Source organism: Neisseria sp. 23W00296 (genome assembly GCF_044772855.1).
In the GTDB taxonomy this organism is placed as follows: domain Bacteria; phylum Pseudomonadota; class Gammaproteobacteria; order Burkholderiales; family Neisseriaceae; genus Neisseria.
Genome location: NZ_CP173024.1, coordinates 884,552 through 908,571, shown reverse-complemented (window position 1 = coordinate 908,571; position 24,020 = coordinate 884,552). Strand labels below are relative to the sequence as shown.

16 protein-coding genes and 1 pseudogene are annotated in these 24,020 nt (G+C 60.0%); 9 read left to right on the top strand and 8 right to left on the bottom strand.

What is annotated here, in order from left to right; all coding sequences use genetic code 11:
- Positions 1-10 precede the first annotated feature (10 nt).
- The 3 genes from cas9 to ACG2K1_RS04600 form a co-directional block, all read right to left on the bottom strand.
- The gene (gene cas9, locus ACG2K1_RS04610; RefSeq protein ID WP_395429563.1) at positions 11-3,247 is read right to left on the bottom strand and encodes a type II CRISPR RNA-guided endonuclease Cas9; all 3,237 of its coding nucleotides are present in this window, start codon (positions 3,245-3,247) and stop codon (positions 11-13) included.
- A gap of 338 nt (positions 3,248-3,585) precedes the next feature.
- Positions 3,586-4,929: an NCS2 family permease gene (locus ACG2K1_RS04605; RefSeq protein WP_009425955.1), complete on the bottom strand. Its 1,344-nt coding sequence runs from the start codon at positions 4,927-4,929 to the stop codon at positions 3,586-3,588.
- Between the two features lie 110 nt (positions 4,930-5,039).
- Positions 5,040-6,026, bottom strand: coding sequence for an RluA family pseudouridine synthase (locus ACG2K1_RS04600; protein ID WP_395429562.1), 987 nt, complete (start codon positions 6,024-6,026; stop codon positions 5,040-5,042).
- A 466-nt stretch (positions 6,027-6,492) separates the two neighbouring features.
- Between ACG2K1_RS04600 and ACG2K1_RS04595 the strand changes: the two genes are divergently transcribed.
- The 5 genes from ACG2K1_RS04595 (at position 6,493) to ACG2K1_RS04575 (ending at position 13,298) form a co-directional block, all read left to right on the top strand.
- Positions 6,493-9,285: an Rne/Rng family ribonuclease gene (locus tag ACG2K1_RS04595; RefSeq protein WP_395429561.1), complete on the top strand. Its 2,793-nt coding sequence runs from the start codon at positions 6,493-6,495 to the stop codon at positions 9,283-9,285.
- Positions 9,286-9,499: 214 nt separating this feature from the next.
- Positions 9,500-10,138, top strand: a complete 639-nt coding sequence (locus ACG2K1_RS04590) for a hypothetical protein (RefSeq protein ID WP_395429560.1) — start codon at positions 9,500-9,502, stop codon at positions 10,136-10,138.
- A gap of 74 nt (positions 10,139-10,212) precedes the next feature.
- Entirely contained in the window at positions 10,213-10,677 is a 465-nt protein-coding gene (locus ACG2K1_RS04585; RefSeq protein WP_395429559.1) for a hypothetical protein, read from the top strand.
- A 54-nt stretch (positions 10,678-10,731) separates the two neighbouring features.
- Entirely contained in the window at positions 10,732-12,924 is a 2,193-nt protein-coding gene (locus tag ACG2K1_RS04580) for a primosomal protein N' (protein ID WP_395429558.1), read from the top strand.
- 245 nt (positions 12,925-13,169) lie between these two features.
- The gene (locus ACG2K1_RS04575; RefSeq protein WP_255351469.1) at positions 13,170-13,298 is read left to right on the top strand and encodes a hypothetical protein; all 129 of its coding nucleotides are present in this window, start codon (positions 13,170-13,172) and stop codon (positions 13,296-13,298) included.
- Between the two features lie 137 nt (positions 13,299-13,435).
- On the opposite strand, the gene ACG2K1_RS04570 is transcribed toward ACG2K1_RS04575, so the two are convergent.
- Together ACG2K1_RS04570 and ACG2K1_RS04565 are read right to left on the bottom strand one after the other, a co-directional pair.
- Positions 13,436-15,211 (bottom strand): tetratricopeptide repeat protein, encoded by a 1,776-nt coding sequence (locus ACG2K1_RS04570; protein WP_395429557.1) that lies wholly within the window; start codon positions 15,209-15,211, stop codon positions 13,436-13,438.
- A gap of 104 nt (positions 15,212-15,315) precedes the next feature.
- On the bottom strand, positions 15,316-15,741 hold the full coding sequence (locus ACG2K1_RS04565; RefSeq protein WP_009425967.1) for a DUF5339 family protein: 426 nt from the start codon (positions 15,739-15,741) through the stop codon (positions 15,316-15,318).
- 184 nt (positions 15,742-15,925) lie between these two features.
- Here ACG2K1_RS04565 and ubiB point away from each other — a divergent pair, with 184 nt between their 5' ends.
- From ubiB to ACG2K1_RS04545, 4 genes are all read left to right on the top strand, one after another.
- The gene (gene ubiB / locus ACG2K1_RS04560; RefSeq protein ID WP_395429556.1) at positions 15,926-17,437 is read left to right on the top strand and encodes a ubiquinone biosynthesis regulatory protein kinase UbiB; all 1,512 of its coding nucleotides are present in this window, start codon (positions 15,926-15,928) and stop codon (positions 17,435-17,437) included.
- A gap of 58 nt (positions 17,438-17,495) precedes the next feature.
- A complete protein-coding gene (locus tag ACG2K1_RS04555; RefSeq protein WP_395429555.1) occupies positions 17,496-18,989 on the top strand; it encodes a YifB family Mg chelatase-like AAA ATPase in 1,494 nt (497 codons plus the stop codon).
- 151 nt (positions 18,990-19,140) lie between these two features.
- Positions 19,141-19,908 carry an SPOR domain-containing protein gene (locus ACG2K1_RS04550; RefSeq protein ID WP_395429553.1) on the top strand — a complete coding sequence of 256 codons (768 nt, stop codon included), beginning with the start codon at positions 19,141-19,143 and terminating at the stop codon, positions 19,906-19,908.
- Positions 19,909-19,936: 28 nt separating this feature from the next.
- Positions 19,937-20,632 carry a thiol:disulfide interchange protein DsbA/DsbL gene (locus ACG2K1_RS04545; RefSeq protein WP_395429552.1) on the top strand — a complete coding sequence of 232 codons (696 nt, stop codon included), beginning with the start codon at positions 19,937-19,939 and terminating at the stop codon, positions 20,630-20,632.
- A gap of 115 nt (positions 20,633-20,747) precedes the next feature.
- On the opposite strand, the pseudogene ACG2K1_RS04540 reads toward ACG2K1_RS04545, so the two are convergent.
- From ACG2K1_RS04540 to ACG2K1_RS04530, 3 genes and pseudogenes are all read right to left on the bottom strand, one after another.
- Positions 20,748-21,595: pseudogene (locus tag ACG2K1_RS04540) on the bottom strand (IS630 family transposase).
- 412 nt (positions 21,596-22,007) lie between these two features.
- The gene (locus ACG2K1_RS04535) at positions 22,008-22,787 is read right to left on the bottom strand and encodes a hypothetical protein (protein ID WP_395429619.1); all 780 of its coding nucleotides are present in this window, start codon (positions 22,785-22,787) and stop codon (positions 22,008-22,010) included.
- A gap of 68 nt (positions 22,788-22,855) precedes the next feature.
- Positions 22,856-23,722, bottom strand: coding sequence for an alpha/beta fold hydrolase (locus ACG2K1_RS04530; RefSeq protein WP_395429620.1), 867 nt, complete (start codon positions 23,720-23,722; stop codon positions 22,856-22,858).
- Positions 23,723-24,020 lie beyond the last annotated feature (298 nt).

The window sequence follows — 24,020 nt, the reverse complement described above, 5'->3', positions numbered from 1 at the left end:
GGCGTTGCTTTTAACGCACGGGCGGGCGTTTTTTCAGACGGCATGGTCTGATGGTTTTGCCCAATTCGTCGACTTGGTATTTTTGGAAAGATAAGGCGGTTTTGACACCGATACGGTACACACCGTCTTTGCCTTTGGATTTTTCCAAATCGTGCACACGTAGACTAATGTTTCCAGTTGACCGATCCAATCCTGCGAAATAGCCGAAATAAGTTTCTTTTTTAAGACTAGCGAGAACCAAATCATTCGGATAAAGCGCAAATTTAAACGTAAAACTAGTATCCATTTCCTGCCAGTTTGCTTCATCAGTATGAGCAATCACTGCCTTGTTCGGCAAAATCCCTTTTGCCGCCTGCCAGGTGTAGATCGGCACCAGATAATATTTTCCTCCTTTTTCAAACACATCTACGCGCACCATCGTTGCATTGTCTGCCACGCCGTTGCCTTCGCGCACGATTACGCCCGATTTCTGCACATCTTCCACACGCACGGCCTTAACCTGCTGGGTAGGATTGCCTGCTTTGTCGCGTTTGAAAAACGGCGCGGCAAAGGCTTTGGCCGGATCGCCGCCGTGTGCGTTCAGACGGCCTAACAGGTCTTCGTAAAGCTGCGGCTCGCGCTCGCGGTTGACCATGTTTTCCAGCAGCTTGGGCGTCAACTGCGTCAGCGGTACGCGCAATACGCTCTTGCCTTCGCTCAAGCGTTTGGCCGATTTGATGGTTTCCATATGCCCCTGCCCGCTCATTTTCCGGCTCGGAGCGCGCGATACAAACAGTGGCGTTACGGCTTCGTGTACAGCTTCGGGGCGCGAAGAGAGTTTGTCGGCCAAGAGCGCGCGCAGTTTTTCCGGCGTATCGGCTTCTTCATTGTTTTCAGACGGCGTATCGGGCTTGCCGAACACGCGCATCATCACTTCTTGGCGGAAAAAATCCCACGGCTGCGGAAAATGCAGGCGCGACACTTCGCCGGTGGTTTTATCCACCATTTCGCCGTCAAATACATTCATCTCTTTTTGGCGCACATAATTCGTGATTTTCTGCTGCATCGCTACGGTGGAGCAGGCCACGACGACCGCATCGAGCGCGTGGTGGCGGTCGTTACTTTCGCGCACTTTTTTCAGCCCCCACATGCCGCGCAACAGGTTGGTAATCTGGCCGTTGGAAGCAAACACGCGGTTTTTATCCTCGCCGGTAAGCAGCATATTTTGCGCGATAAAGTTGCACAAAAAGCGGTTTACATAACGCGCGTCATTCAAATTGCGCTCTTTAAAATCCTTTTCATCAAGTTTCTGCATCAAAATCCGCTGTTTTTTGCTGCGCGGGAAACGGCAGTGTTCCACCCGCGCGGTAAATTCGCGCCAGCGTTTTTCATCGCCGCCGAGCCACTCGAAAGGCGTTTGGTTGCGCTTGTTTTGGTTTTCGCCGGCCAACACCAAGACTTTATTGTTGAAACTGTCGTCCCAAGTGCGCGAAAACGGCAGCGCGTGGTCGATTTCGACATAGCCTTTTTCGTTCAGACGGCGTAAATCTATCGCCTTGCCCGAATAGAGGCATTGGCCTTGCTGCTGCTCGTAAAGGCGCATTTTCAGGATGTCTTTGGCTTTGGGTTCGCCGACAAAATTAGGAAAATATTCGCGGAACTTGGCGATAGAGCGTTCGCGGTCTTTGCGGTTTTCCTCTTGGCGTTTTTCGATTTTCTTGCGGTCTAGAAACGATTTGCCCACTTCGCGCGCCGTTTCGATGTGGACACGCGCTGGCGAACCGTAGCGGCGCACCACGGCGTTAACCACCTTGCGTGCCTGTGACAGCGCGCGCAGCACCACCGGATTGCGGATTTCGTCGGCGGATACGGGCGGCAGAAACTGCGCCTGCTTGTCGTCTTTTATGCCGTAATGGTCGCCGTAGATTTCCGCACAGGCTTCGTCGTAACGTTTGCCCTGCTCCATCAGCGGCAGGATTTTCCGCAGGGCTTTGAGCGAGAGCTGCACAAATTTGTCGAAGCTCACATATTCGAGCAGCGCGTCGAGCTGTTCGTCCGGCAGCTTGCCTTTCAGACGGCCTCTGATGTCCTCATCGGTTTTGAATAGCGAAAACGCCTCGCCGATTTCGTCCTGCAATTCGGGCGATAAGGCCAGCGGCGATTTTTTGTTTTTCAAACCGGCCTTCTCCAACGCGCCGCTTATGGAGTGGTAGGCCTTCATTTCCATCAGCGTTGCAGATTCAGCGTTGTCCTTGCTGTAGCGGAGCCCTTTGAAAAACGCAGTATCGTCGAGTTCCAACAATCTGCGTACCTGCGCGTAAGTCAGTTTGGTTTTTTTATACGGCTCGTCCATCAGCTTGGTACGCTCGGAATCAGTCAGCGGCCGCTCGCTGCCCTGATCCAAAATCCGCAGATTGTTGAGCTTGGTCAGCCAGACAAAGCGTTCGGCCGAATAGGTATTTTTAGCGGCCTTGTATTCTTCAGGTTCAAACGTACAGCGGCCGAGCATTTTTTGCACCGCATCGCCCGAAAGCGCGGCGCGTTGCGTCATCAGCAAATCTTCCACGCCTGTCAAAAGACCGTCTGAAACATAAGGATTTCCGTATTCTTTTTGTTTTTCAAACAGCAAAACCAATTCCGCCTGCACATCCTTGCGGTTGAACGTGTGCGAATAATCGCCGCGCTGGTTGCGGATATGGCCGTTTTCTTTTTCAAATTTGTTTACCGCCAATTCCGCCGGCGTGCGGAAATCTCCGCCCTGCAAGGCTTCGCTGTTGGCCGCCACGCCCGACAGCAGCGCGCCCAATTCCTTATCGCTGCTGTTCCGTTCGTTTTTACGCTGCGACAAATAGCCGCGATGCTTCACCATATGCAGCAACACTGCCGCCCACTCCAAAGGCATCAGTTTGCGGCTTAACGCATCCACGCGAAGCTGCCACGGATTCACGGGCAGATTTTCGACCAAACCGTGCGCGTCAAAATCGGCCGCCTGCAACACGCCCTCGCGTTTGAGCAAACGCCGCGCCCGCAGCATACGGTGCGCCCGCCTGCGGATCATGCGCCGCACGCTGCGCGCCAGCCGCCGCGCCGCCGCAGGCGATTCGCCCGTTTTCGGCACTTCGGCACGGTCAAACGTACGCACACCCACGTCAATCAAACGGTAAGGCAGGACGTCTGAATCGGTTTCGACCACCGCCCAACCTACCGAGGCGATGCCGATGTCCAAGCCCAAAATGTAATTCAATGGTTTCAAAGTAAATGGCGCCATAATGTGTCTCGCTTAGTTATTAATGAAAATTAACACAATATATTATTAACAGGGTTTGTGTAAATCTTTTCTTGACATTTCCGACACCGCAAACTAAGATTTCGCCTATTGTTGCACAGCGAAATGAGAGACGTTGCTACAATAAGGCCGTCTGAAAAGATGTGCCGTAACGCTCTGCCCCTTAAAACTCCGGTTTTAAGGGGCATCGTTTTTTGTTTGTCGAATCCCTTCCCCCTGTCGGCAAAAGGCCGTCTGAAAACCCCTTTCGGGTTTTCAGACGGCCTTTTGCCATTCGGGCGTTTTCAGAAACGTCGTTCCCGCGAAGGCGGGAGCGGCCTTTACACGCCCAAGAACCAGAATTTCGCCGCCCACAAAACGGCGACCAGCCACACCATCGGCGGTACGTCTTTGGCACGGCCGCACAGGAGTTTGATGGCGGCGTAGCTGATAAAGCCCATGGCGATGCCGTCGGCGATGGAGTAGGTGAAGGGCATGAAGACGATGGTGACGAAGGCGGGGGCGGCTTCGGTCATGTCTTCCCAGTCGATTTCCAGCACCGAGCGCAGCATGTGGATGCCGATATAAAGCAGGGCGGGGGCGGTGGCGAAGGCGGGGACGGTTTGCGCCAGCGGCGAGAACCACAGGCAGGCGAGCATCAGGACGCCGACGGTTACGGCGGTGAGGCCGGTGCGCCCGCCCGCTGCCACGCCCGCCGCGCTTTCGACATAGGGGGTGACGGACGACGTACCCATCGCCGCGCCGGCGACGATGGCGGTGGAGTCGGCCAAGAGGGCGCGTTTGAGGCGCGGCAGCTTGCCGTCTACCAAAAGGCCGGCGCGGTGCGTCGTGCCGATGAGGGTGCCGGTGCTGTCGAAGAGGTCGACTAGAAAGAACACGAAGATAACGGCGACCATGCTGCCGTGGAACAGGCCGTTAAAGTCCATTTGCAGCAGGGTGGGTTGGATGCTGGGGATGGCGGAAACAATGCCTTTGAATTCGGCCTGCCCGAGGGCGATGCCGAGCAGGGTGACGGCGAGAATGCCGATGATGATGGCACCGCGCACGCGGAAATAGTCGAGAAAAATGATAAGAAAAAAGCCGAGCATGGCCAGCAGCACCGGCCAGTTGGGGCTTTTGCCGCCGTTTTCGCCGAGGATGTAAACGTCGCTCATTTTGACCAGGGTGGCGTCGCTGGACACGATGACACCGGCGTTTTTCAGGGCGATAAGGGCGAGGAACAGGCCGATACCGGCGGCGATGGCCATTTTCAGGCTCATCGGCAGGGCGTTGACCAGCATTTCGCGCAGTTTGAAAAAGCTGAACAATAAGAAGATGATGCCCGACACGAACACGGCAGCCAAAGCCACCTGCCAGGGCACGCCCATGCCTTTGACGACGGCGTAGGTGAAGTAGGCGTTCAGCCCCATGCCGGGGGCGAGGGCGATGGGGTAGTTGGCCGCCAGCCCCATCACGAAGCAGCCGATGGCGGCGGAGATGCAGGTGGCGACGAACACCGCGCCGAAGTCCATGCCCGCCTGCGACAGGGTGAGCGGGTTGACGATGACGATGTAGCACATGGTCAGGAAGGTGGTGATGCCCGCCATGATTTCCGTGCGTACGCCGGTGTTGTGTGCGGAAAGCCCGAAGAGGCGTTCGAGCAGGCTGTTTGCCGGTTTGTCCATAGTTTTAAGAAAATTTAAGTTGGGTAAAAAGGGGCGGCATTATAAACGAATTGTGTACAAAGACAGGCCGTCTGAACGGTTTTCAGACGGCCTCTTTACAATCTTGTCGGCTATTTCCGACAACCGTGTTCCAACATCGTCACAAACTGCGCCAAATCCTGCGGCAACGGTGCTTTGAGTACGAGTTTTTCGCCCGTGAGCGGGTGGTCGATGTGCAGCTCGCTGGCGTGCAGAAACATCCGTTTCAGGCCGAGTTTTTGTAGGCGGCGGTTGGCCTGATAGTCGCCGTAGCGTTCGTCGCCCGCAATCGGGCAGCCTTGCGACTGCATATGGACGCGGATTTGGTGGGTGCGGCCGGTTTTGAGCGTGGCTTCAACCAGCGTGAGCCGCGACAGGCCGACCTGGTGCAGCAGGCCGTCTGAAAAGCGGTTGAGAACGCAGAATACGGTGTGCGCGCTTTGGCCTTCATCGCTCACGCGCACCATTTTTTCGCCCTGCGCGCCGGTGTATTTCAAAAGCGGCAGTTTCACATGAAAGCGGTCGTTTGCAAGACCGCCGACGCCGAGGGCGAGATAGGTTTTTTTCGGGTGGTTGCTGCGGATGGCTTCGTGCAGCTTCACCAATGCGCTGCGTTTTTTCGCAATCATCAGCAGGCCGCTGGTATCTTTGTCGAGGCGGTGGACGAGTTCCAGATAGCGCGCCTCGGGTCGGGCGCGGCGCAGCTGCTCGATTACGCCGAAGCTCACGCCGCTGCCGCCGTGCACCGCCATGCCCGCCGGTTTGTCGATGACCAAGAGCGCGTCGTCTTCGTAAACGGTGTCAAACTCACGCGCGGGCGCGTCCCAACCCTTTTCAGACGGCCTCTCCTTTTCAGCCGTGCGCACCGGCGGAATGCGGACAATGTCGCCCGCCGCAATGCGGCTGTCGGGCTTGCAGCGTTTTTTGTTCAGCCGCACTTCACCCGCGCGGATAATGCGGTGGATATGGCTTTTGGGTACGCCTTTGAGGATTTTTATCAGATAGTTGTCAAGGCGTTGCCCCGCTTCGTTTTCGCCCACGGCGGCCCGGCTGACTGAATTTTTGCTTATCGGCTGCATTTTCTCTTATAATCCGCGCCGTTTTACCCGAAGGTAAAACGTATTAAAAAAGCGATTCTATTAATTAAAAACGTACTCTGCAAAGCATTTCCTTCCCGCCCGTGCAAGACAGCGGCGCGAAGGCCGTGATTAAGTTCGGATCACACTGCCGACCCGTTTTGGCATAAGACGACAGGCTCCCGCCGCGCCGCACAAAACACCGCAAACAGGCAGACGACAAGATAACAAGAAGACGCCGGCTCCGTCCGGCGGCAGACCCTCCGATGCCGCACCGACACGGTGCGCGCTGCGCCGGTTTTACCGGCGCCGTTCTTTAACCGCCTTCTTTCATCCACCCGAAAGCCGCACCGGCCGTTTTCAGACGGCCTCATCCGCTGCGGCACACCGTCCGAAAACTGATTACGCGCTTCGTGGGTACCAACAAGGCAGGCCGTCTGAAACACGCCCGCCCGCAAGGTCAATCATCATGAAACGTATGTTGTTTAACGCCACGCAGGCCGAAGAGCTGCGCGTGGCCATCGTCGACGGGCAGAACCTGCTCGATCTCGACATCGAAACGCTGGGCAAAGAACAGCGCAAAGGCAATATCTACAAAGGCGTCATCACCCGCATCGAGCCCTCGCTCGAAGCGTGCTTTGTCGATTACGGCACCGACCGCCACGGCTTTCTGCCCTTCAAAGAAGTTTCCCGCTCCTATTTCCAAGACTACGAAGGCGGCAAAGCCCGCATCCAAGACGTGCTCAAAGAAGGCATGCAGGTCATCGTGCAGGTGGAAAAAGACGAACGCGGCAACAAAGGCGCGGCGCTCACCACCTTCATCTCACTGGCCGGCCGCTATCTAGTCTTGATGCCCAACAACCCGCGCGGCGGCGGCGTCTCCCGCCGCATCGAAGGCGAAGAGCGGCAGGAACTCAAAGACGCAATGGCCGAACTCAACGTGCCGCGCGGCATGAGCCTTATCGCCCGCACCGCCGGCATCGGCCGCAGCGTCGAAGAGCTGCAATGGGATTTCGACTACCTGCTCAAACTGTGGCACGCCATCGAAGAAGCAGGCAACGCCCACCAAGAACCCTACCTGCTCTTTATGGAAAGCTCGCTGCTCATCCGCGCCATCCGAGACTACTTCCGCCCCGACATCGGCGAAATCCTGGTCGACAATGCCGAAGTGCACGCCGAAATTTCCGAATTCATGTCCTACGTCATGCCGGCCAACACAGGCCGTCTGAAACTCTATCAGGACCACACCCCCCTCTTCTCCCGCTTCCAAATCGAGCACCAAATCGAAAGCGCCTTCTCGCGCAGCGTCAGCCTGCCCTCCGGCGGCGCCATCGTCATCGACCACACCGAAGCCCTCGTTTCCATCGACGTCAACTCCGCCCGCGCCACCCGCGGCGCCGACATCGAAGACACCGCCTTCAAAACCAATATGGAAGCGGCCGAAGAAGTCGCCCGCCAAATGCGCCTGCGCGACCTCGGCGGCCTGGTCGTCATCGACTTCATCGACATGGAAAACCCCAAACACCAGCGCGACGTCGAAAACACCCTGCGCGACGCCCTGAAAAAAGACCGCGCCCGCGTGCAGATGGGCAAACTCTCCCGCTTCGGCCTGCTCGAACTCTCCCGCCAGCGCCTCAAACCTGCCCTCGGCGAATCCAGCCACACCGCCTGCCCGCGCTGCGCCGGCACCGGCGTCATCCGCGGCATCGAATCCACCGCCCTGCACGTGCTGCGCATCATTCAGGAAGAAGCGATGAAGGACAACACCGGCGAAGTGCACGCCCAAGTACCCGTCGACGTCGCCACCTTCCTGTTAAACGAAAAACGCGCCGAACTCTTCGCCATGGAAGAGCGCCTCGACGTCAGCGTCATGCTGATTCCCAACATCCGTCTGGAAAACCCGCACTACGAAATCAGCCGCATCCGCACCGACGACATCGAAGAAGACGGCGAACCGAGCTACAAACAGGTTTCCGTACCCGAAGCCGACGAAAACGCCAAACCCTTCGGCGGCGAGCGCGTCAAAGCCGCCCGCCCCGAGCCCGCCGTCAAAGGCGTGAAACACACCCAGCCCGCCCCCGTTGCCGCCGAAACGCAAAGCAGCTGGTGGGACAAATTCAAACTCTGGTTCAAAGGCCTGTTCGGCGACACCCCCGCCGCCGAGCCGCAGCCGCAGGAGCGCAAACGCACCTCCGGCAGCCGCCGCCCGCAAAACCGCCGCCGCAGCGGCAACCGCAGCCAAACGGCACGCAGCGCGCAGGCCAAAGCACGGGACGAAGGCGAAACCGACGGCGAAACAGGCGACAGCCGCAGCGACAAAGCCGACAAAAATGGCCGCAGCGGCAAACGCGGCAGCGGCGCAAACAGCCGCAACGCCGACAACCGCCGCAATGAAGGCACACCCGCCGAAGCCGAAAGCGGAACCCCGCGCGGCGAAAATGCCGCCGCAGGTGAAAATGCCGCCGCAGGCGAAAAACGCGACAGCCGCAAACGCGACAAACGCGGCGGCGAAGCCGAATCCGTAACCGAAAGCGCACCCGCCGCCCTGATGCAGGCACAGGACGAAAGGCCGTCTGAAAACGCCGCAGCACCGCAGGACAACGCGACCGACAGCGGACAAAACGGCAACGCGTCCGCACAAAGCGACAACCGCCGCAACCCGCGCGGCCGCAACCAAGAGCGCGGCAGCCGCAACCGCAACGGCCAAAACGGCAGCCGCCGCAACGAGAAAAAACGCAACATCCCCTCTGCCGCCAAAATCGAGCATTATCTGATGATCGACGAAGCCGCAGGCCGCGTACTCGATGCCGTGGCGCACGTTTTCGGCGAAACCCGCCCCGCCGCCCCCCTGCCGCAGAACAGCAGCGACAAACCGCTGGTCATCACCATCCCCGCGCCGCAGGACGACGCACCCGCCGCCGTCGCTGTTGCGGACGAAGCCGCCGTAATCGGCAGCAGCAGCGAAAAAGTCGCCGAAGCCGTCGCCTTCATCGTCGGCGAAAGCCACGCTGCGGACAAAACCGCCGGCACCCCCGCACCGCAAAACGGTACAAGCGCAGCAGCGCCCGCCGCCGCATCGGAAATCCCCGCCGCGCCGCAAGGCATGGTGCTGGTGCAGACCGACGCCGCCGCACTGGCCGCAGCCGCAGCCGCCCAAACACCGGCCGCACCGCAGGGCAAACGCCGCGCCGACCTGCCCCGCCCCGCCGCAGCCGCCCCGGCCGCAGCCGAACTGACACAGGTCGAAACCTGCGCCGAATAAGCGCGGCGCAATCCGGACAGCGGCAGCCGTTTTCAGACGGCCTGCCGCTGTTTTGCCAAAAGCCCGCCGCACAGACAAAGACAAAACCCGTTTTCCGCCGTGCAGCCGCACCCGTTTCAACTCCGTTGAAACCGCGCTTTCAGAAACATCATTCCCGCAGCGGCAGGCACAGGCCGTCTGAAACCCACTTTTCCACCCACTGCAAGGAGCAATCATGAGCCTCACCTACGACACCGACGGTTTCCCCACCTATTACAGCAAAGCCCCCGTCCTCATCCTGCGCGACCCGCTGGCCGCCTTCCTCGGCGCGTCCGAAAGCGGCCTGATTACCTACCGCTACCTCGATGCGGTAAAACTGGCCGGACACTCCTGCCCCACCGTCGCCGGCGCCTACCTGATGGTGTACCGCGGCCTCAAAGCCCTCTACGGCGGCGACATTCCCGAGCGCGGCGGCATCGAAGTGCAGATGCAGGGCGCGCGCGACGAAGGCACGACCGGCGTGATCGCCGCCGTCGCCACCCTGCTCACCGGCGCGGCCTCCGAACAAGGCTTCGGCGGCATCGGCATGCACCGCCGCTTCTCCCGCCGCAACCTGCTCTCGTTCGACGGCAACATCGACGGCGTCCTCTCCCTGCGCCGCCGCGACACCGGATCGGCCGTGGAAGTGTCCTACCACGCCGGCCTCGTCCCCTTCGCCCCCGAAATGGCCGACATCATGCCCAAAGCCGTTTCCGGCACCGCCACCGCCGACGAGCTGCGCCTGTTCCAAGAAATGTGGCAGGGGCGCACCAAAGCCATACTGGTCGACAACGCCGACAACCCCGAACTGATCGAAACCCGCCCCCTGCCCTGATTTGCCGACGCACAAAGGCCGTCTGAAAGCAGAAAAACGCTTTCAGACGGCCTCCCGCCGCCCGAACAAACAATATGCAAAACATCCGCTTTACCAAAGAAGACGGCATCGCTTCTTCCGTCGAACCCGTTTTCCTACCGCCGCTGAATGCCGCCGCCGAGGTATGGGTTTACAGCGAAAGCAGCCGTTATGCCGATTTCTCGCCACGCCAGCGGCAGATTTTCGCCGACTTTCTCGCCCTGCCCGACCAACGGGTTGCGCTGGGAGAGGAGATGGCCGCGCTCTACCGCGAACAAATCCGCGTGGGGCGCATTGTTCCCCGCGCGTCCGAACGCCCCGAACCCGCATACACCGCCTGCATCGTCCCCGCCCACGGCCGCTGCGCCGACGACTATCTCTACATCATCGGCGAAACCAACTGGCGCATTGCCGAGAGCGACTGCTGTTTTGAAACCGAATACCTCTTTGTCAACAACCGTCTGGCCGCTGTCGGCGAGATGAGCGGCGATTACGCCCTTTTCCCGCCCGCAGCGGAATAAAGGCCGTCTGAAAAACTATTTTCAGACGGCCTCAACCCCAAACTACCCACGCCCATGATTTACCACCGCATTGCCCTTAATGTGCCCCTTTCAGACGGCCTTTTGACCTATTCCCATCCCGAAGCCCTGCCGCCCGGCACGCGCGTGGCCGTGCCGTTTCGCGGGCGCGTGATGGTGGGGATTGTGTGGGAAGCCGGTATTGCGCCCGATTTTGACCCGGCCAAGATTTTGCCCGTTCAGACGGCCTTTACCGCCGAAATGCCGCTGCCCGAAGACTGGCGCGGCCTGATTGCGTTTGCCTCGCGCTATTACCACTATCCGCTCGGCCAAACCGCTTCGCTCGCGCTGCCGCAGGGTTTGAAAGAGCCGAAGGCCGTGGAGATGCCGCAGCCGCCGCTGTTTTACGCGTTAAACGAAGCGGGCAGGGCGCAGCAGCCGCCGAGGGCGCGTTTTCACAAAAAAGCCGCGCTGTGGCAGGCTTTGGCCGATTCAGACGGCCTGACGATGGCGCAGCTCAAACGTATCAACGCGCAGGCGGCCAAGCTGGTGGACGAATGGACATCGCAGGGCTGGATAAACGCGCATACGGCGGGCAAACCCGTGTTGGTGCCGTACCACGGGCAGGCTTCGCACTCTGAAAAAGTTTTGAACCCCGACCAGCTCGCCGCCTCGCAGGCGGTTCAGACGGCCTTCGGGCGCTTCGCCCCCTTTTTGCTTTACGGCATCACCGGCAGCGGCAAAACCGAAGTGTATTTCGATGTGATGGAAAAAGTGTTGGCATCAGGGCGACAGGTGTTGTTTCTGCTGCCCGAAATCAATCTCACGCCGCAGCTTTTGGCGCGGGTACAGGCGCGGTTTGCCGACGTGCCCACCGCCGTGTTGCACAGCCAAACCGCCGCCGGACGGCGCACGCAGGATTATCTGCGCGCGATGGCTAATCAGGCCAAGCTGGTGATCGGCACGCGGCTGGCGGTGTTCACGCCGCTGGCCGATGTCGGGCTGATTGTGGTGGACGAAGAACACGACGGCTCGTTCAAACAAGACAACGAATTGCGCTACCACGCCCGCGATTTGGCCGTGTGGCGGGCGAAGCAGGGCGGCTGCCCGATTATGCTCGGCAGCGCGACACCGAGTTTGGAGAGCTGGCACAAAGCGCAAAGCGGCGCGTATCGATTATTGGAACTCGCCCGCCGCGCCAACCCCGCCGCGCGGCCGCCGCAGGTGGAAATCCTCAACGTAGGCCGTCTGAAACTCGACAACGGCTTCTCACCGCAAGCCCTAAACCTGCTCAAACAGAATTTTGCAGCAGGCGGCATGTCGCTGGTGTACCTCAACCGGCGCGGCTATTCGCCCGCGCTGTTTTGCGGCGACTGCGGCCACACTTTCGGCTGCCCCAACTGCTCGGCCAAAATGGTATTGCACCAACGCGCCCGCCAACTACGCTGCCACCATTGCGACCACCGCACCGCCATCCCGTTCAAATGCCCCGACTGCGGCAACCAAGACCTGACCGCCGTCGGGCAGGGCACGCAGCGCGTCGAAGAAACCCTGTGCGCCTTTCTGCCGCAGGCATCGGTAGTTCGCGTCGACAGGGACAGCACCGCCCGCAAAAACGACTGGGACGAACTCTACCGCCGCATCGGCGAAGGCGGCATCGACATTCTCGTCGGCACGCAAATGCTCGCCAAAGGCCACGATTTCGCGCGGCTCAACCTCGTTATCGTGCTCAACGCCGACGGCAGCCTTTACAGCGCAGACTTCCGCGCCCCCGAACGCCTGTTTGCCGAACTCATGCAGGTATCCGGCCGCGCCGGCCGCGCCGACATACCCGGCGGCGTCCTTATCCAAACCCAAATCCCCGACCATGCCGTATTTTCCGCCGTCAAAGCGCAGGACTACCGCCTGTTTGCCGATGCCGAGCTGGCCGAGCGGCAGCAGTTTGCCATGCCGCCCTTCGGCTTTCAGACGGCCATCCGCGCCGACGCGCCCGACATCGCCGCCGCCACCGAATTTCTCAACCGCATCCGCGACCGCCTCGCCCCCGCGCTGCCCCAAAGCGTCAGCCAGTTTGGCGCAGCCCCCATGCTGATGGTGCGCCTGGCCGAACGCGAACGCGCCCAGCTTTTCCTCGAATCGGCCTCGCGCAAAGACCTGCACCACGCCGTATCGCTGTGGATACAGGCTCTGCAGCAGGAGCGCGATCACAAAATCAGATGGTCGGCCGATGTCGACCCGCAGGAGATGTGAGGCTGTCTGAAAGGCAAACGGCGGGAATGCGGATACCAAAAGGCCGTCTGAAAGCGGTTGCCCCTTGGCGGAAAAGCGCTTTTCGGCTTGGCCTTGATGGCAGACGGCAGTATCATTGCGCCTGTTGTTTATAGTGAACCAACACAAAAATCTACGGCGTTGCTGCGGCTTGCTGCCTTGTATCTTTTTGTGTTGGCTTAACTATATCGGCAAACCATTACGGCAAAAGGAGGCAGCGGATTCAGATGAAGAAATCGAAAAACGAACCGAAACGCAACGGCGGCCGCGATAATCCGGCAGGCAGCAGACAGCGGCAGAACCGCCCGTCGCAGCAGGACGAAAAGCGCATCAGCGCACCCGATGCGCAAGATTGAAACGCACGGCAAAAGCCGTTCCCGCCTTCGCGGGAATGACGTTTCTGAAACGCGCAGGCATATCCCGTTTGCAGCAAAAAAGGCCGTCTGAAAACCCCGAAATCGGGTTTTCTGACGGCCTTTTTGCCGTAGCAGTTCTACTGCTTGCGTTTGGCTTCTTCGATGTCTTTCAGATACGGATCGGCCTCGCTTCTGCCCTGATCCGACGCTTTGCGCAGCCAGTATTCGGCCTGTTGCAAATCTTTCGGCAGGGTCAGGAAACCGTTTTTGTAGGCCAAGCCCAAAATCAGGCGGCTGTCGGCGTCGCCCGCTTCGGCGGCGTCGCGTAGCAGTTCGGCGGCTTTGGCATCGTCTTTTTCCACACCCTCGCCCGCCACACTCATGGCGGCGAGTTTTTTCTTGGCGCGCACATAGCCGTGCCGCGATGCTTTGTCCAGCCAGTAGGCGGCCTGTTTCGCGTCTTTGGGCAGGATGCTGCCGCGCAGGTACATAAAGCCCAGTTCGTGCTGCGCCAGCACGGAGAATGAGGTTTCCTGTGCGGCGGCTTTGCGCAGCCATTCGACCGCCTGCGCGTCGTCTTTGGCCACGCCGTCGCCGGCGCGGTAGGCAACGGCAAGGTTGTATTGCGCGTCGGCGCGTCCCTGTTCGGCGGCTTTGCGGTACCACTTGACGGCCTGCGCCATGTCTTTGGGCACGCCTTTGCCCTGGCGGTAGCGCAGCGCCAGATCGTATTGGGCCTGCGCCTGTCCCAGCTGCGCCGCTTTTTCCAGCCAGTAAACGGCTTTGCCGTCGTCTTTTTCGACAACGAATCCGTCACGGTAGGTGGTGCTGAGCAGCCGCGCGGCGCGGGCGTTGCCCTTCTCGGCGGCACGGGTCAGCCATTTGACGGCCTCTTCTTTGTCCTGCTTCACGCCGCTGCCTGTCAGGTAGCGGCCGCCCAGCACGGTTTGCGCCAAAGTATCGCCCCGTTCGGCAACCTGTGTCAGCATATCGATGCCGCGTTTTTCGTCTTTATCGACGCCTTCGCCCGAAAAATAGCGGATGGACAAAGCCCCCAGCGCGCGGACGTGTCCCTGCGCGGCGGCTTTTTCATACCACTGCACCGCCTGTTTCCAGTCTTGTTTCACGCCTTTGCCTTGCGCGTAAATCGTGCCGATGTTGTATTGGGCGGTGGCATCGTTTTGCGCGGCGGCTTTTTTGTACCATTTGAGCGATTCGGCCGGGTTCTGCGCCACACCGCGTCCCGCTCCGTACATAAAGCCCAAATTGTTCTGCGCCGCCGCATTGCCCTGCTTGGCGGCTTTTTCATACCAGGCGAAGGCCTGTTTGTCGTCCTGCGCCACGCCCCTGCCGTCAAAATAAAGCGTGCCGAGGGCAGACTGCGACAAGGCATCTCCCTGCTCCGCGGCTTTGCGGTACCAGAGGGCGGCCTGCGCCTCATCCCGCGCCACGCCTTTGCCTTCTTCGTAGGCCAAGCCTATATTCCGCTGCGACACGGCATAGCCTTTTTCGGCGGCGCGGCGTATCCATTTTGTGCCTTCGGCAAGGTCTTTGGCGAGGCCGCCGCGTCCTTCGTAATACATCACGCCGAGGTTGTTCATGCCTCTGAGGCTGCCGTTTTCGGCGGCTTTTTTGTCCCAAAACAGCGCTTTTTGTTCGTCTTTTTCCACGCCGCGCCCGAGGTAGTAGGCTTTGCCCAGCAGCGCCTGCGCTTCGGCGTCGCCCGCTTCGGCCAGCGGCAGCAGCGCTTTCACGGCTGCTTCGCCGCGTCCGGCATCAATGTCGGCTTCGGCCTGTTTCAGACGGCCTTCTCCGCTGCCCGCCTTCGTTTGCGGCGGCGGCAGATGCGCGGCGGCAGGCAGGGAGGCAGACAGGAAAACGGCGGCAATCAGGGCGGATATCGGTTTTTTCATAGCGGGTGTTCCTTATCAAGGTGCAAAATTAACAAACGGCCAACCTTAAAAGGCCGTCTGAAAACCGGTTTTCGGTTTTTCAGACGGCCTTTCGTATGCCCAGCTTACTGGGCGGCTTCTTTTGCTTCGGAAGCGGCTTCTTTTGCATCGTCAGCAGCTTCTTTGGCATCTGCTGCGGCTTCTTTGGCATCTTCGGCCGCTTCGGAAGCGGCTTCGGCTTTATCTTCCTCAGTTTGTACGGCTTCGCCTTTCAGACCTTTCAGGGATTCCTGGCAGTAGGCCTCCTGCTGGTCGGCCGGCAGGTTTTTCATCGCTTCCATGCCTGTGGCAAAGGTTTTTTTCGCATCTTCGCGCTGCGCTTCGGGCAGACCCTGCAACATATCGTTAAACGCTTTTTCGTATTGTGCGCAGGCAGAGCCGCCCTCGGCGGCAGGCGCCGCGCCGGATGCGGCGTTGTCGGACGAATTGCCGCCGCAGGCAGCCAGGGCGAATGCGGTAATCAGCAAGGCGGGAAGGGAAGTTGCTTTCATGCTTGTCTCTCTTTTATGTTTGATTAATGGGAGGACGTATTGTTAAGGCATTTTCCCGCAGCGTCAAGTTTTGTCATATTTTCGCGCCGCGCCGCCCTTTTCAGACGGCCTTTTTGCCGTTTCTCACCCCGCCCCTGCTATGCCTTATAATCGCGCCCTGTTTTTTCCACCGGAAACGCCCGCTATGAAATGGCTCAAACGCAGTAAAACCCTTTGGCAGACCATCCGCCGCTACGGCCTGGCCGATTTGATTGCCCCGCTGGCGCGGGAAGGCTGGCAGCGCCGCCTGCTGCGCCTGCTGCCCAAAGCCGGATCGGCGCAGGACGAGCCTTTGCCGGTGCGCCTGCGGCTGGCTTTGGAGAGCTTGGGGCCGGTGTTCGTCAAATTCGGCCAGGTGCTTTCCACCCGTCCCGACCTGATTCCGCACGCCTACGCGGTGGAGCTCGCCAAACTGCAGGACAAAGTGCCGCCGTTTGATGCCGAACTGTCGCGCCGCCAGATTGAAAAGGCTTTGGGCAGGCCGGTGAACGAAATTTACGCCGAATTTGAAACCGTGCCCGTCGCCAGCGCGTCGGTGGCGCAGGTGCACAGGGCGCGGCTTTACAGCGGCGAAGAAGTGGCGGTGAAAGTGCTGCGGCCGGGCATCCGCTCCGTTATCGAACAGGATTTGGCGCTGCTGCGTTTCTGCGCCGGCTGGGCGGAACGGCTCTTTGCCGACGGCAAACGCCTGCGCCCGCGCGAAGTGGTGGACGAGTTCGACAAATATCTGCACGACGAACTCGATCTGATGCGCGAAGCGGCCAACGCCAGCCAGCTCGGGCGCAATTTCAAAGACAGCGCCATGCTTATCGTGCCCAAAGTGTTTTACGACTACTGCGCGCGCGAAGTATTGACCATCGAATGGATGGACGGCACGCCCGTATCCGACATTGCCGCGCTCAAAGCGCAAGGCATCGACTTGCACAAACTCGCCGATTACGGCGTGGAAATTTTCTTCACGCAAGTTTTCCGCGACGGCTTTTTCCATGCCGACATGCACCCGGGCAACATCTTGGTTGCCGCCGACAACCGCTACATCGCGCTCGATTTCGGCATCGTCGGCACGCTCACCGACTACGACAAACGCTATCTGGCCATCAATTTCCTCGCCTTTTTCAACCGCGACTACCACCGCGTCGCCACCGCCCACATCGAATCGGGCTGGGTGCCGCCCGACACCCGCGCCGAAGAGCTTGAAGCGGCCGTGCGCTCGGTGTGCGAACCGATTTTCAACAAACCGATTTCGCAGATTTCCTTCGGCCTCGTACTGATGCGCCTGTTTGAAGTCAGCCGCCGCTTCCACGTCGAAATCCAGCCGCAGCTTGTGTTGCTGCAAAAAACCCTGCTCAACATCGAAGGACTCGGCCGCCAACTCGACCCCGATTTGGATTTGTGGAAAACCGCCAAGCCCTTCCTCAGCAAATGGATGAACGAACAAATCGGCCCCAAAGCCCTGTGGCGCAACCTGAAAAACGAAGCCCCCGACTGGGCGCAAATCCTGCCCGCCCTGCCGCGCAAAATCGCCGCGCTGGTGGACGAAAACCGCCAAAAAGAAATGCGCGACGCCTACCTGCATCTGGTGAAAATCCAACACCGCCAAAGCCTGTGGCTCGCTGCCATCGCTATTGCGCTGCTGCTGATGCTGCTGTTCAAATAAACGCAGGCCGTCTGAAAGCATTCAGACAGCCTCCTGCCGACATTAAAAAGGAAAGCGCATGACATTCGCCGTCGCCCACAGCCGCGCCCTCGAAGGCATGAACGCCCCGCCCGTGGAAGTGGAAACCCATCTGGCCAACGGCCTGCCGCAGTTCAACATCGTCGGCCTGCCCGACACCGAAGTGAAGGAAAGCCGCGACCGCGTGCGCGCCGCCCTTATCCAAAGCGGCTTCGAGTTTCCCGCCAAAAAAATCACCGTCAACCTCGCCCCCGCCGACCTGCCCAAAGAATCCGGCCGCTTCGACCTGCCGATCGCCGTCGGCATTCTCGCCGCCTCCGGCCAGATTTCCCCCGAAAAACTGCCGCATTGCGAATTTGCCGGCGAACTCGCCCTCTCCGGCCTGCTGCGGCCGATACGCGGCGCACCGGCCATGGCCTGGCAGGCCAAACAGGCAAAACGCGCCTTCATCATGCCGTCTGAAAACGCCGCGCAGGCCGCCGTGATGCAGGGCGTGGAAGCCTACGGCGCGGACAGCCTCGCCGCCGTTGCCGCCCACCTCAACGGCATCGAAACTCTGCCCCGCGCCGAAGCCGCAGAAGTAAGGCCGTCTGAAAATGCCGTCCTGCCCGACTTGCGCGACGTCAAAGGCCAGCACACCGCCCGCCTCGCCCTCGAAATCGCCGCCGCAGGCGGCCACAGCCTGCTGATGATGGGCCCGCCCGGCACCGGCAAATCCATGCTCGCCCAACGCCTGCCCTCCATCCTGCCGCCGCTCACCGACGACGAACTGATAGAAGTGTGGACGCTGCAATCGCTGCTGCCGCACCACGCGCAAAAACACAGCCGCAACCGTCCCTACAAAAGCCCGCACCACTCCGCCAGCGCCGTCGCCCTTGTCGGCGGCGGCTCCGACCCCCGTCCCGGCGAAATCTCGCTGGCGCACAAAGGCGTGCTGTTTCTCGACGAACTGCCCGAGTTCGACCGCAAAGTGCTCGAAGCCCTGCGCGAGCCCCTCGAAAGCGGCGAAATCCACATCTCCCGCGCCGCCCGCCAGGCCGTGTTCCCCGCCGACTTCCAACTTATCGCCGCCATGAACCCCTGCCCCTGCGGCTACCACGGCCACCCCGCCAAACCCTGCCGCTGCACGCCCGACGCCATCCTGCGCTACCGCAGCAAAATCTCCGGCCCGCTCATCGACCGCATCGACCTCGTCATCGAAGTTCCCGCCCTCCCCGCCGACGAACTCGTCAGCGCCAAAGCGGGCGAACCCAGCGCGGCTGTGCTCGAACGCGTCCTCGCCGCCCGCGAACGCCAAAACGTGCGGCAGGGCAAGCTCAACCGCGCCCTCTCCCCCACCGAGCTGGACACCGCCGCCGGCATATCCGCCGAAGCCAGGGAAACCCTCGGCGGCATACTGGAAAAACTCTCCCTCTCCGCCCGCAGCTTCCACCGCATCATGCGCACCGCCCGCACCATCGCCGACCTCGCGGGCGACACCGAAGTGGCGCGCGGCCACATCCTGCGCGCCGTAGGCTTCCGCCGCTCCATGTAAAAACCGTAGAGGCCGTCTGAAAGCGCAGCTTCAACGAAGTTAAAACAAGCGCAACAGGCCGTCTGAATATTTGCTAGAATACGCCGCCGTTTGCCGCATCCCCTTTCAGACGGCCTCTACACATCGAAACAAAAAAGGTAGTTTGCACTTTATGAACTTTATGAAAACAGAGAAACCCTACGGTAAAGGCCTTACCGGCTTCATTATCGGCCTGCTTTTGGCCACCCTGATTATCGGCGGCGTGGTTTACGTACTCGAAACCGGCCGCAAACGCGATTTCAAAGACCCCGTGGTAGAAAAAGAACTGCCGCCGCCCGAAATCCTCACACCAAAAAAACCGGCCGAACCTGTGCCGCCGCCCCAGCCGCTTCCCGCCTCCGAGCCGCAGAGCATCAGCGCGAGCGAGCCCAAAGAAATCCCCGCTTCCGAGCCCAAAGCGCAGGACGACACCGAACCCTCCGACATCATCGGCATCCCCGACGCCCTGCCGCCGCACAAAACCGACAAACCCAAACCCGAACGCAAAAAAACCGACAAACCGCAGGCCAAGCCCACGCCCGAGCAAATCCTCAACGGCAAAGCAGGCAAAAACCAGGCCAAAACCGACCGCGAAGCCGAGCGCAAAAAAGCCCAAGACGCCCTCAACGGCCATGCCGGCAAAAGCGAAGCGCAAAGCGGCGGCAGCGGCAAAGGCCGCATCATCGTCCAGGCCGGCTCCTACGGCAGCCGCGACAAAGCCGAAGTGCAGCGTGCCAAACTTGCCATGGCCGGCGTAGACGCCCACGTCGCCGAAGCCACAGTACAGGGCAAAACCATGTACCGCGTGCAAACCGCCCCGCTGACCGCCGATGCCGCCGCCAACACCCGCCAAACCCTGCAACAGAAAGGCATAGACAGCTTCGCCCGTCCCGCCCGCTAACCCACCGACACACAAGGAAACAAACACCATGAAACTGCAACGAACCCTCCTGGCCGCCGCCCTCGCCCTCGGCCTTGCCGCCGCCCACGCCGAAGTGAAAGAAGGCACCGACTACACCGTCCTGAAAAAACCCCTGCCGCAGCAGCAGCAAGACAAAATCGAAGTGGCGGAATTTTTCGGCTACTTCTGCGTCCACTGCTTCCACCTCGAACCCGTTTTGCAGAAACACAGCAAAAAATGGAGCAGCGACACCTACATCCGCCCCATCCACGTCGTCTGGCAGCCCGAAATGGAAGGCATGGCGCGCATCGCCGCCGCCGTCAACAGCAGCGGCATGAAATACCAGGCCAACCTGCCCGTGTTCAAAGCCATTTACGAACAGCGCCTCAACCTGTCCGACCCCGCCGCCTTCAAACAATGGGCAGCCGCGCAAACCTCCTTCGACGGCGCGAAACTCACCGCCGCCTACGACTCCTTCGGCAACCAGGCGCAAGCCAAACAAATGGCCGAGCTGACCGAACAAATGGGCATCGACGGCACACCCACCTTCATCGTCGGCGGCAAATACCAAGTTATCTTTACCGGCGGCGACTGGGACGCCTCGATGAAAAAAGTGGAAGAAATCATCGACAAAGTACGCAAAGAACGCGGCATGAAAGCCCCCGCCCCGCAGGCCGCCGTCCGCAGCAAAGGCGCGGCACTGGCCAAAGCGGCCAACAAATAAAGCCGACGCCTGCGGCAAAAAGGCCGTCTGAAAACCCGTTTGCGGTTTTCAGACGGCCCCTTTTTGCATAGTGTGAAAAAACAGCGCTTTCAGACGGGGCGGCAGTTTTATATAGTCAAACAAAATAAAAAATATCCAACAAAGCCTGCTCAAAAGACAAACAGCCGGACATCACTTCCCCCAGATGCCGTTTGATATTCGCCCACACCTTTTCTATCGGGTTCAACTCAGGCGAATATGGCGGCAGCGGCAGAATGATATGTCCTGCCCTCTGCGCCATTTCACGCAGTACCGCCATCCTGTGAAAACGGGCGTTATCCATAATAATGACCGAAGGCTCTTTAAGTTCCTTCAACAGAAACTGCCCAAACCACGCTTCAAACAAGCTGCTGTCCATTGTGCCTTTGTAAACCATCGGCGCAATCAGTTTCCCATCCGCACGGGCGGCAACCAATGACATTCTTTCATAGCGCTTGCCGGAAATCCGCGCTTTGACAATCTGTCCCCTCAAGGCATAGGCATACGGGCGGTAATAGAAAGTATCAAAACCCGTTTCATCCAAGTAAACCTTTGGCATTTCTGAATATTGTTCCAGCTGTTTTTGGTAGGCGGTTACTTTTTGGAGGTCTTGTTCTTTGTAGACGGTTGTCTTTTTTTACGCGTGATCTTGAGTGTTTTGAGCAGGTAGCCGACATTGGATGCGGTGCAGCCCAAGTGCTGTGCTATTTCGTATTGATAGGCATCGGGATGTTCTGCCACATAGCGGCGCAGTTCTTCTTTGTCGATACGTTCCGAATTGCCGCCTTTGGTGCGGTGTTGCAGCGAACCTGTTTCCTTTTTGAGGGCAATCCATTGGTAAAGGGTTCGGTTGGTAATGCGGAAGGTGCGTGCGGTTTGGCTGATGTTGCCGTGCTGTTCGTAGTGGTCTAATGCTTTTTGACGGAAATCGATAGAGTAGGCCATAAAACGGGAACGGGTAAGGTGTGGAGTTAAGGGAGAGAATTATATACTTTTTGTTTTGTTTAACTATAGTGAGCCAAAATAGAAAAGATACAAGGCAGCAAGCCGCAGACAGTATGGGTAATACGGCAAGGCGCAGCAACGCCGTATATTTTTTATTTTGGCTCACTATATCTTAACTGCGGCTCCTCTTTTTTCCAGACCGCCGTTAAGGCCGTCTGAAACCCGTCGGCCGAAAGAGTTTCCTCTCACGCTTGCGGAGAAAGTCGTGTTGTACAGGGCGGAAGCGTCGGCCGTTGCGAAAACTTTGCGGGGCGAAAATAAAAGCAGTTCTGCGAACTGCCACCCCCACCCCTGCCCTCCCCGCGCTTAGGGCGCAGGGGAGGGAGTTTGGTACGCGGCGGGTTTGACGTTTTCAGACGGCCTTTGATACTTTCAGGCTGCTTTCGAGACCATCGTAGCAGCATTCCCACAGCGGCACTTCGTCGCCGGGAACGCTTCCTGCCAGCAGCGCGGTTTCAAGGGCGGCATGGAAGGCGGCGCGGGTAGCGGGTCGGGCGAACCATTCCTCGAAGGCTTGGTTGAAGACCGCAGGATCTTGGCGGCGGCCGGCGGGCAGATAAAAATCCTGCCGCCATTTTTTGCTGCCGACGGGCAGCGCCGTCCACGTTTCGACAAAGGCGGCAAGAGCGGGCAGGCGGTCGGCGTGCTGCGTCCAGATGTCGAGCAGTTCGGCGGTGATGTCCAAATCGGCGTAGTGGAACATCAGCAGCGCGGCGGCGGGGTTGCCGTCGGGTGCGGTGAGCCGGCGGGCAAACCAAGCGCGGGCGAAGCGGTGCATAAAGTCCAATTCGGCAGCCGACCAGACTTCGGACAGGTCGCAGCGCAGTTTGTCGAGCTGCATTTCTTCCAGACTGGGGATGTCTTCGCCGCGTGCGATGCCATCGAGTATGCGCGGCAGAAAGTATTTCATGTCTCGGGCGGTGGCAGCTTCGTAGTCCGAAGGAACGCTGCCGAGATAGGTTTGCAGACAGTCTTCGGGGATTTGCCGCAGGGGAAAGCTCAGTAGTTCGCGCTGGAAATCTTGGGGCGAGCAGCAGGGGCAGCCGCAAATAGCCAGCGGGAAGGCGGCGCGGCAGGTGGCGAACAGGCGGTAGGCTTCTTCGATTAGGGCGGGGAGGTCGGCGGCGGACATGGTTGGACTTGCAGGCGTTTTGGGGGTTCTCGGGGGAAGGAGTCAGGTGCGCGGCAGATTGCCCGCTTTCAGACGTCCTTATCCGCCACGGCCAAGCGGCGGATTTCCGCTGCCAGCAGTTCGGCGTCGTCCAGCGGCACGTAGTGGCCGGAATGCGGGGCGGTAATGTGGCGGCCGTGCGGCGCGGCGCGGGCGCGTTGTTCGTGCAGTGCGTTTAGGTGCGCGCGCGCTTTGCGGCTGATACCGCTGCCGGGCAGGGCGCCGGAGACGATGGTCAGCGGGATGGCGCCGGTGTCGGGCGGGTTGCGCCGCCATGCGTAGAGTTCGTCGAGAAAGGTGCGCGACTGCTCGGCGCAGGTGCGGAACACGGCGGGCGTCATGCCGTCGCGGCGCAAATCGGCGGCGGCATCGGCGGGCAGGGCGGCGAGCAGGCGGCGGTAGAGCAGCGGCAGCAGGCGGGCATGGGCGAGCAGGCGGTGGGCGGCGATGCCGATGCGCTCGGCGCGGCGGAAGGCGGGGGAAAACAGGGTGTCGTCGGCTTCGTCGGCGGGGTCGGCCAGCACTAGGCCGGTGATGCGTTCGGGACGCTCGGCGGCGGCCAGGCGGACGATGGCGCCGCCGGCGCTGTGGCCGACGAGTATGCAGCAGGGCGCGGCGAAATAATCGAGCAGGCGGTTGAGATCGGCGGCCATGCGCGCAAGGGTGCGGCCGTGCGGGTCGGGGTCGGAGCGGCCGAGTCCGGCGCGGTCGTAAACGACGGCGCGGGCGAAGGCGGCGGTCTGCGCCTGCACCGGCGCCCAAATCGAGCGGGTGGACGCGCCGCCGCTTTCAAACACCACCAGCGTGCCGCAGTCCTGCCGCGCGAGCAGCACTTGGGCAAACAGACAGCGCGCGCCGTCGACGGGGATGTATTCGGGGCTTCCCTGGCTGTGCATGGTTTGTCCTTTCTTGCGGGTTTCAGACGGCCTTTTGCACTTTCGGACAACACTTTCAGGACATCGGCAAAACGTAGTTCTGCAAATGCTACCTACCCTCTTCCCGCAATTGGGGCGCAGGGAGAGTTTGGTACGCGGCGGGATTGGCGGTTTCAGACGGCCTAAAAATGTCGGATACGGGTATCTGACCTACAGGATGTTTCCTTTAAGGCCGTCTGAAGCCTGTCGGCAACAGAATTCCCGCTCCCGTTTGCTGCAACACCTCAAAGAGCGTATTTCTTTCGGGCTGCTTTGGGTT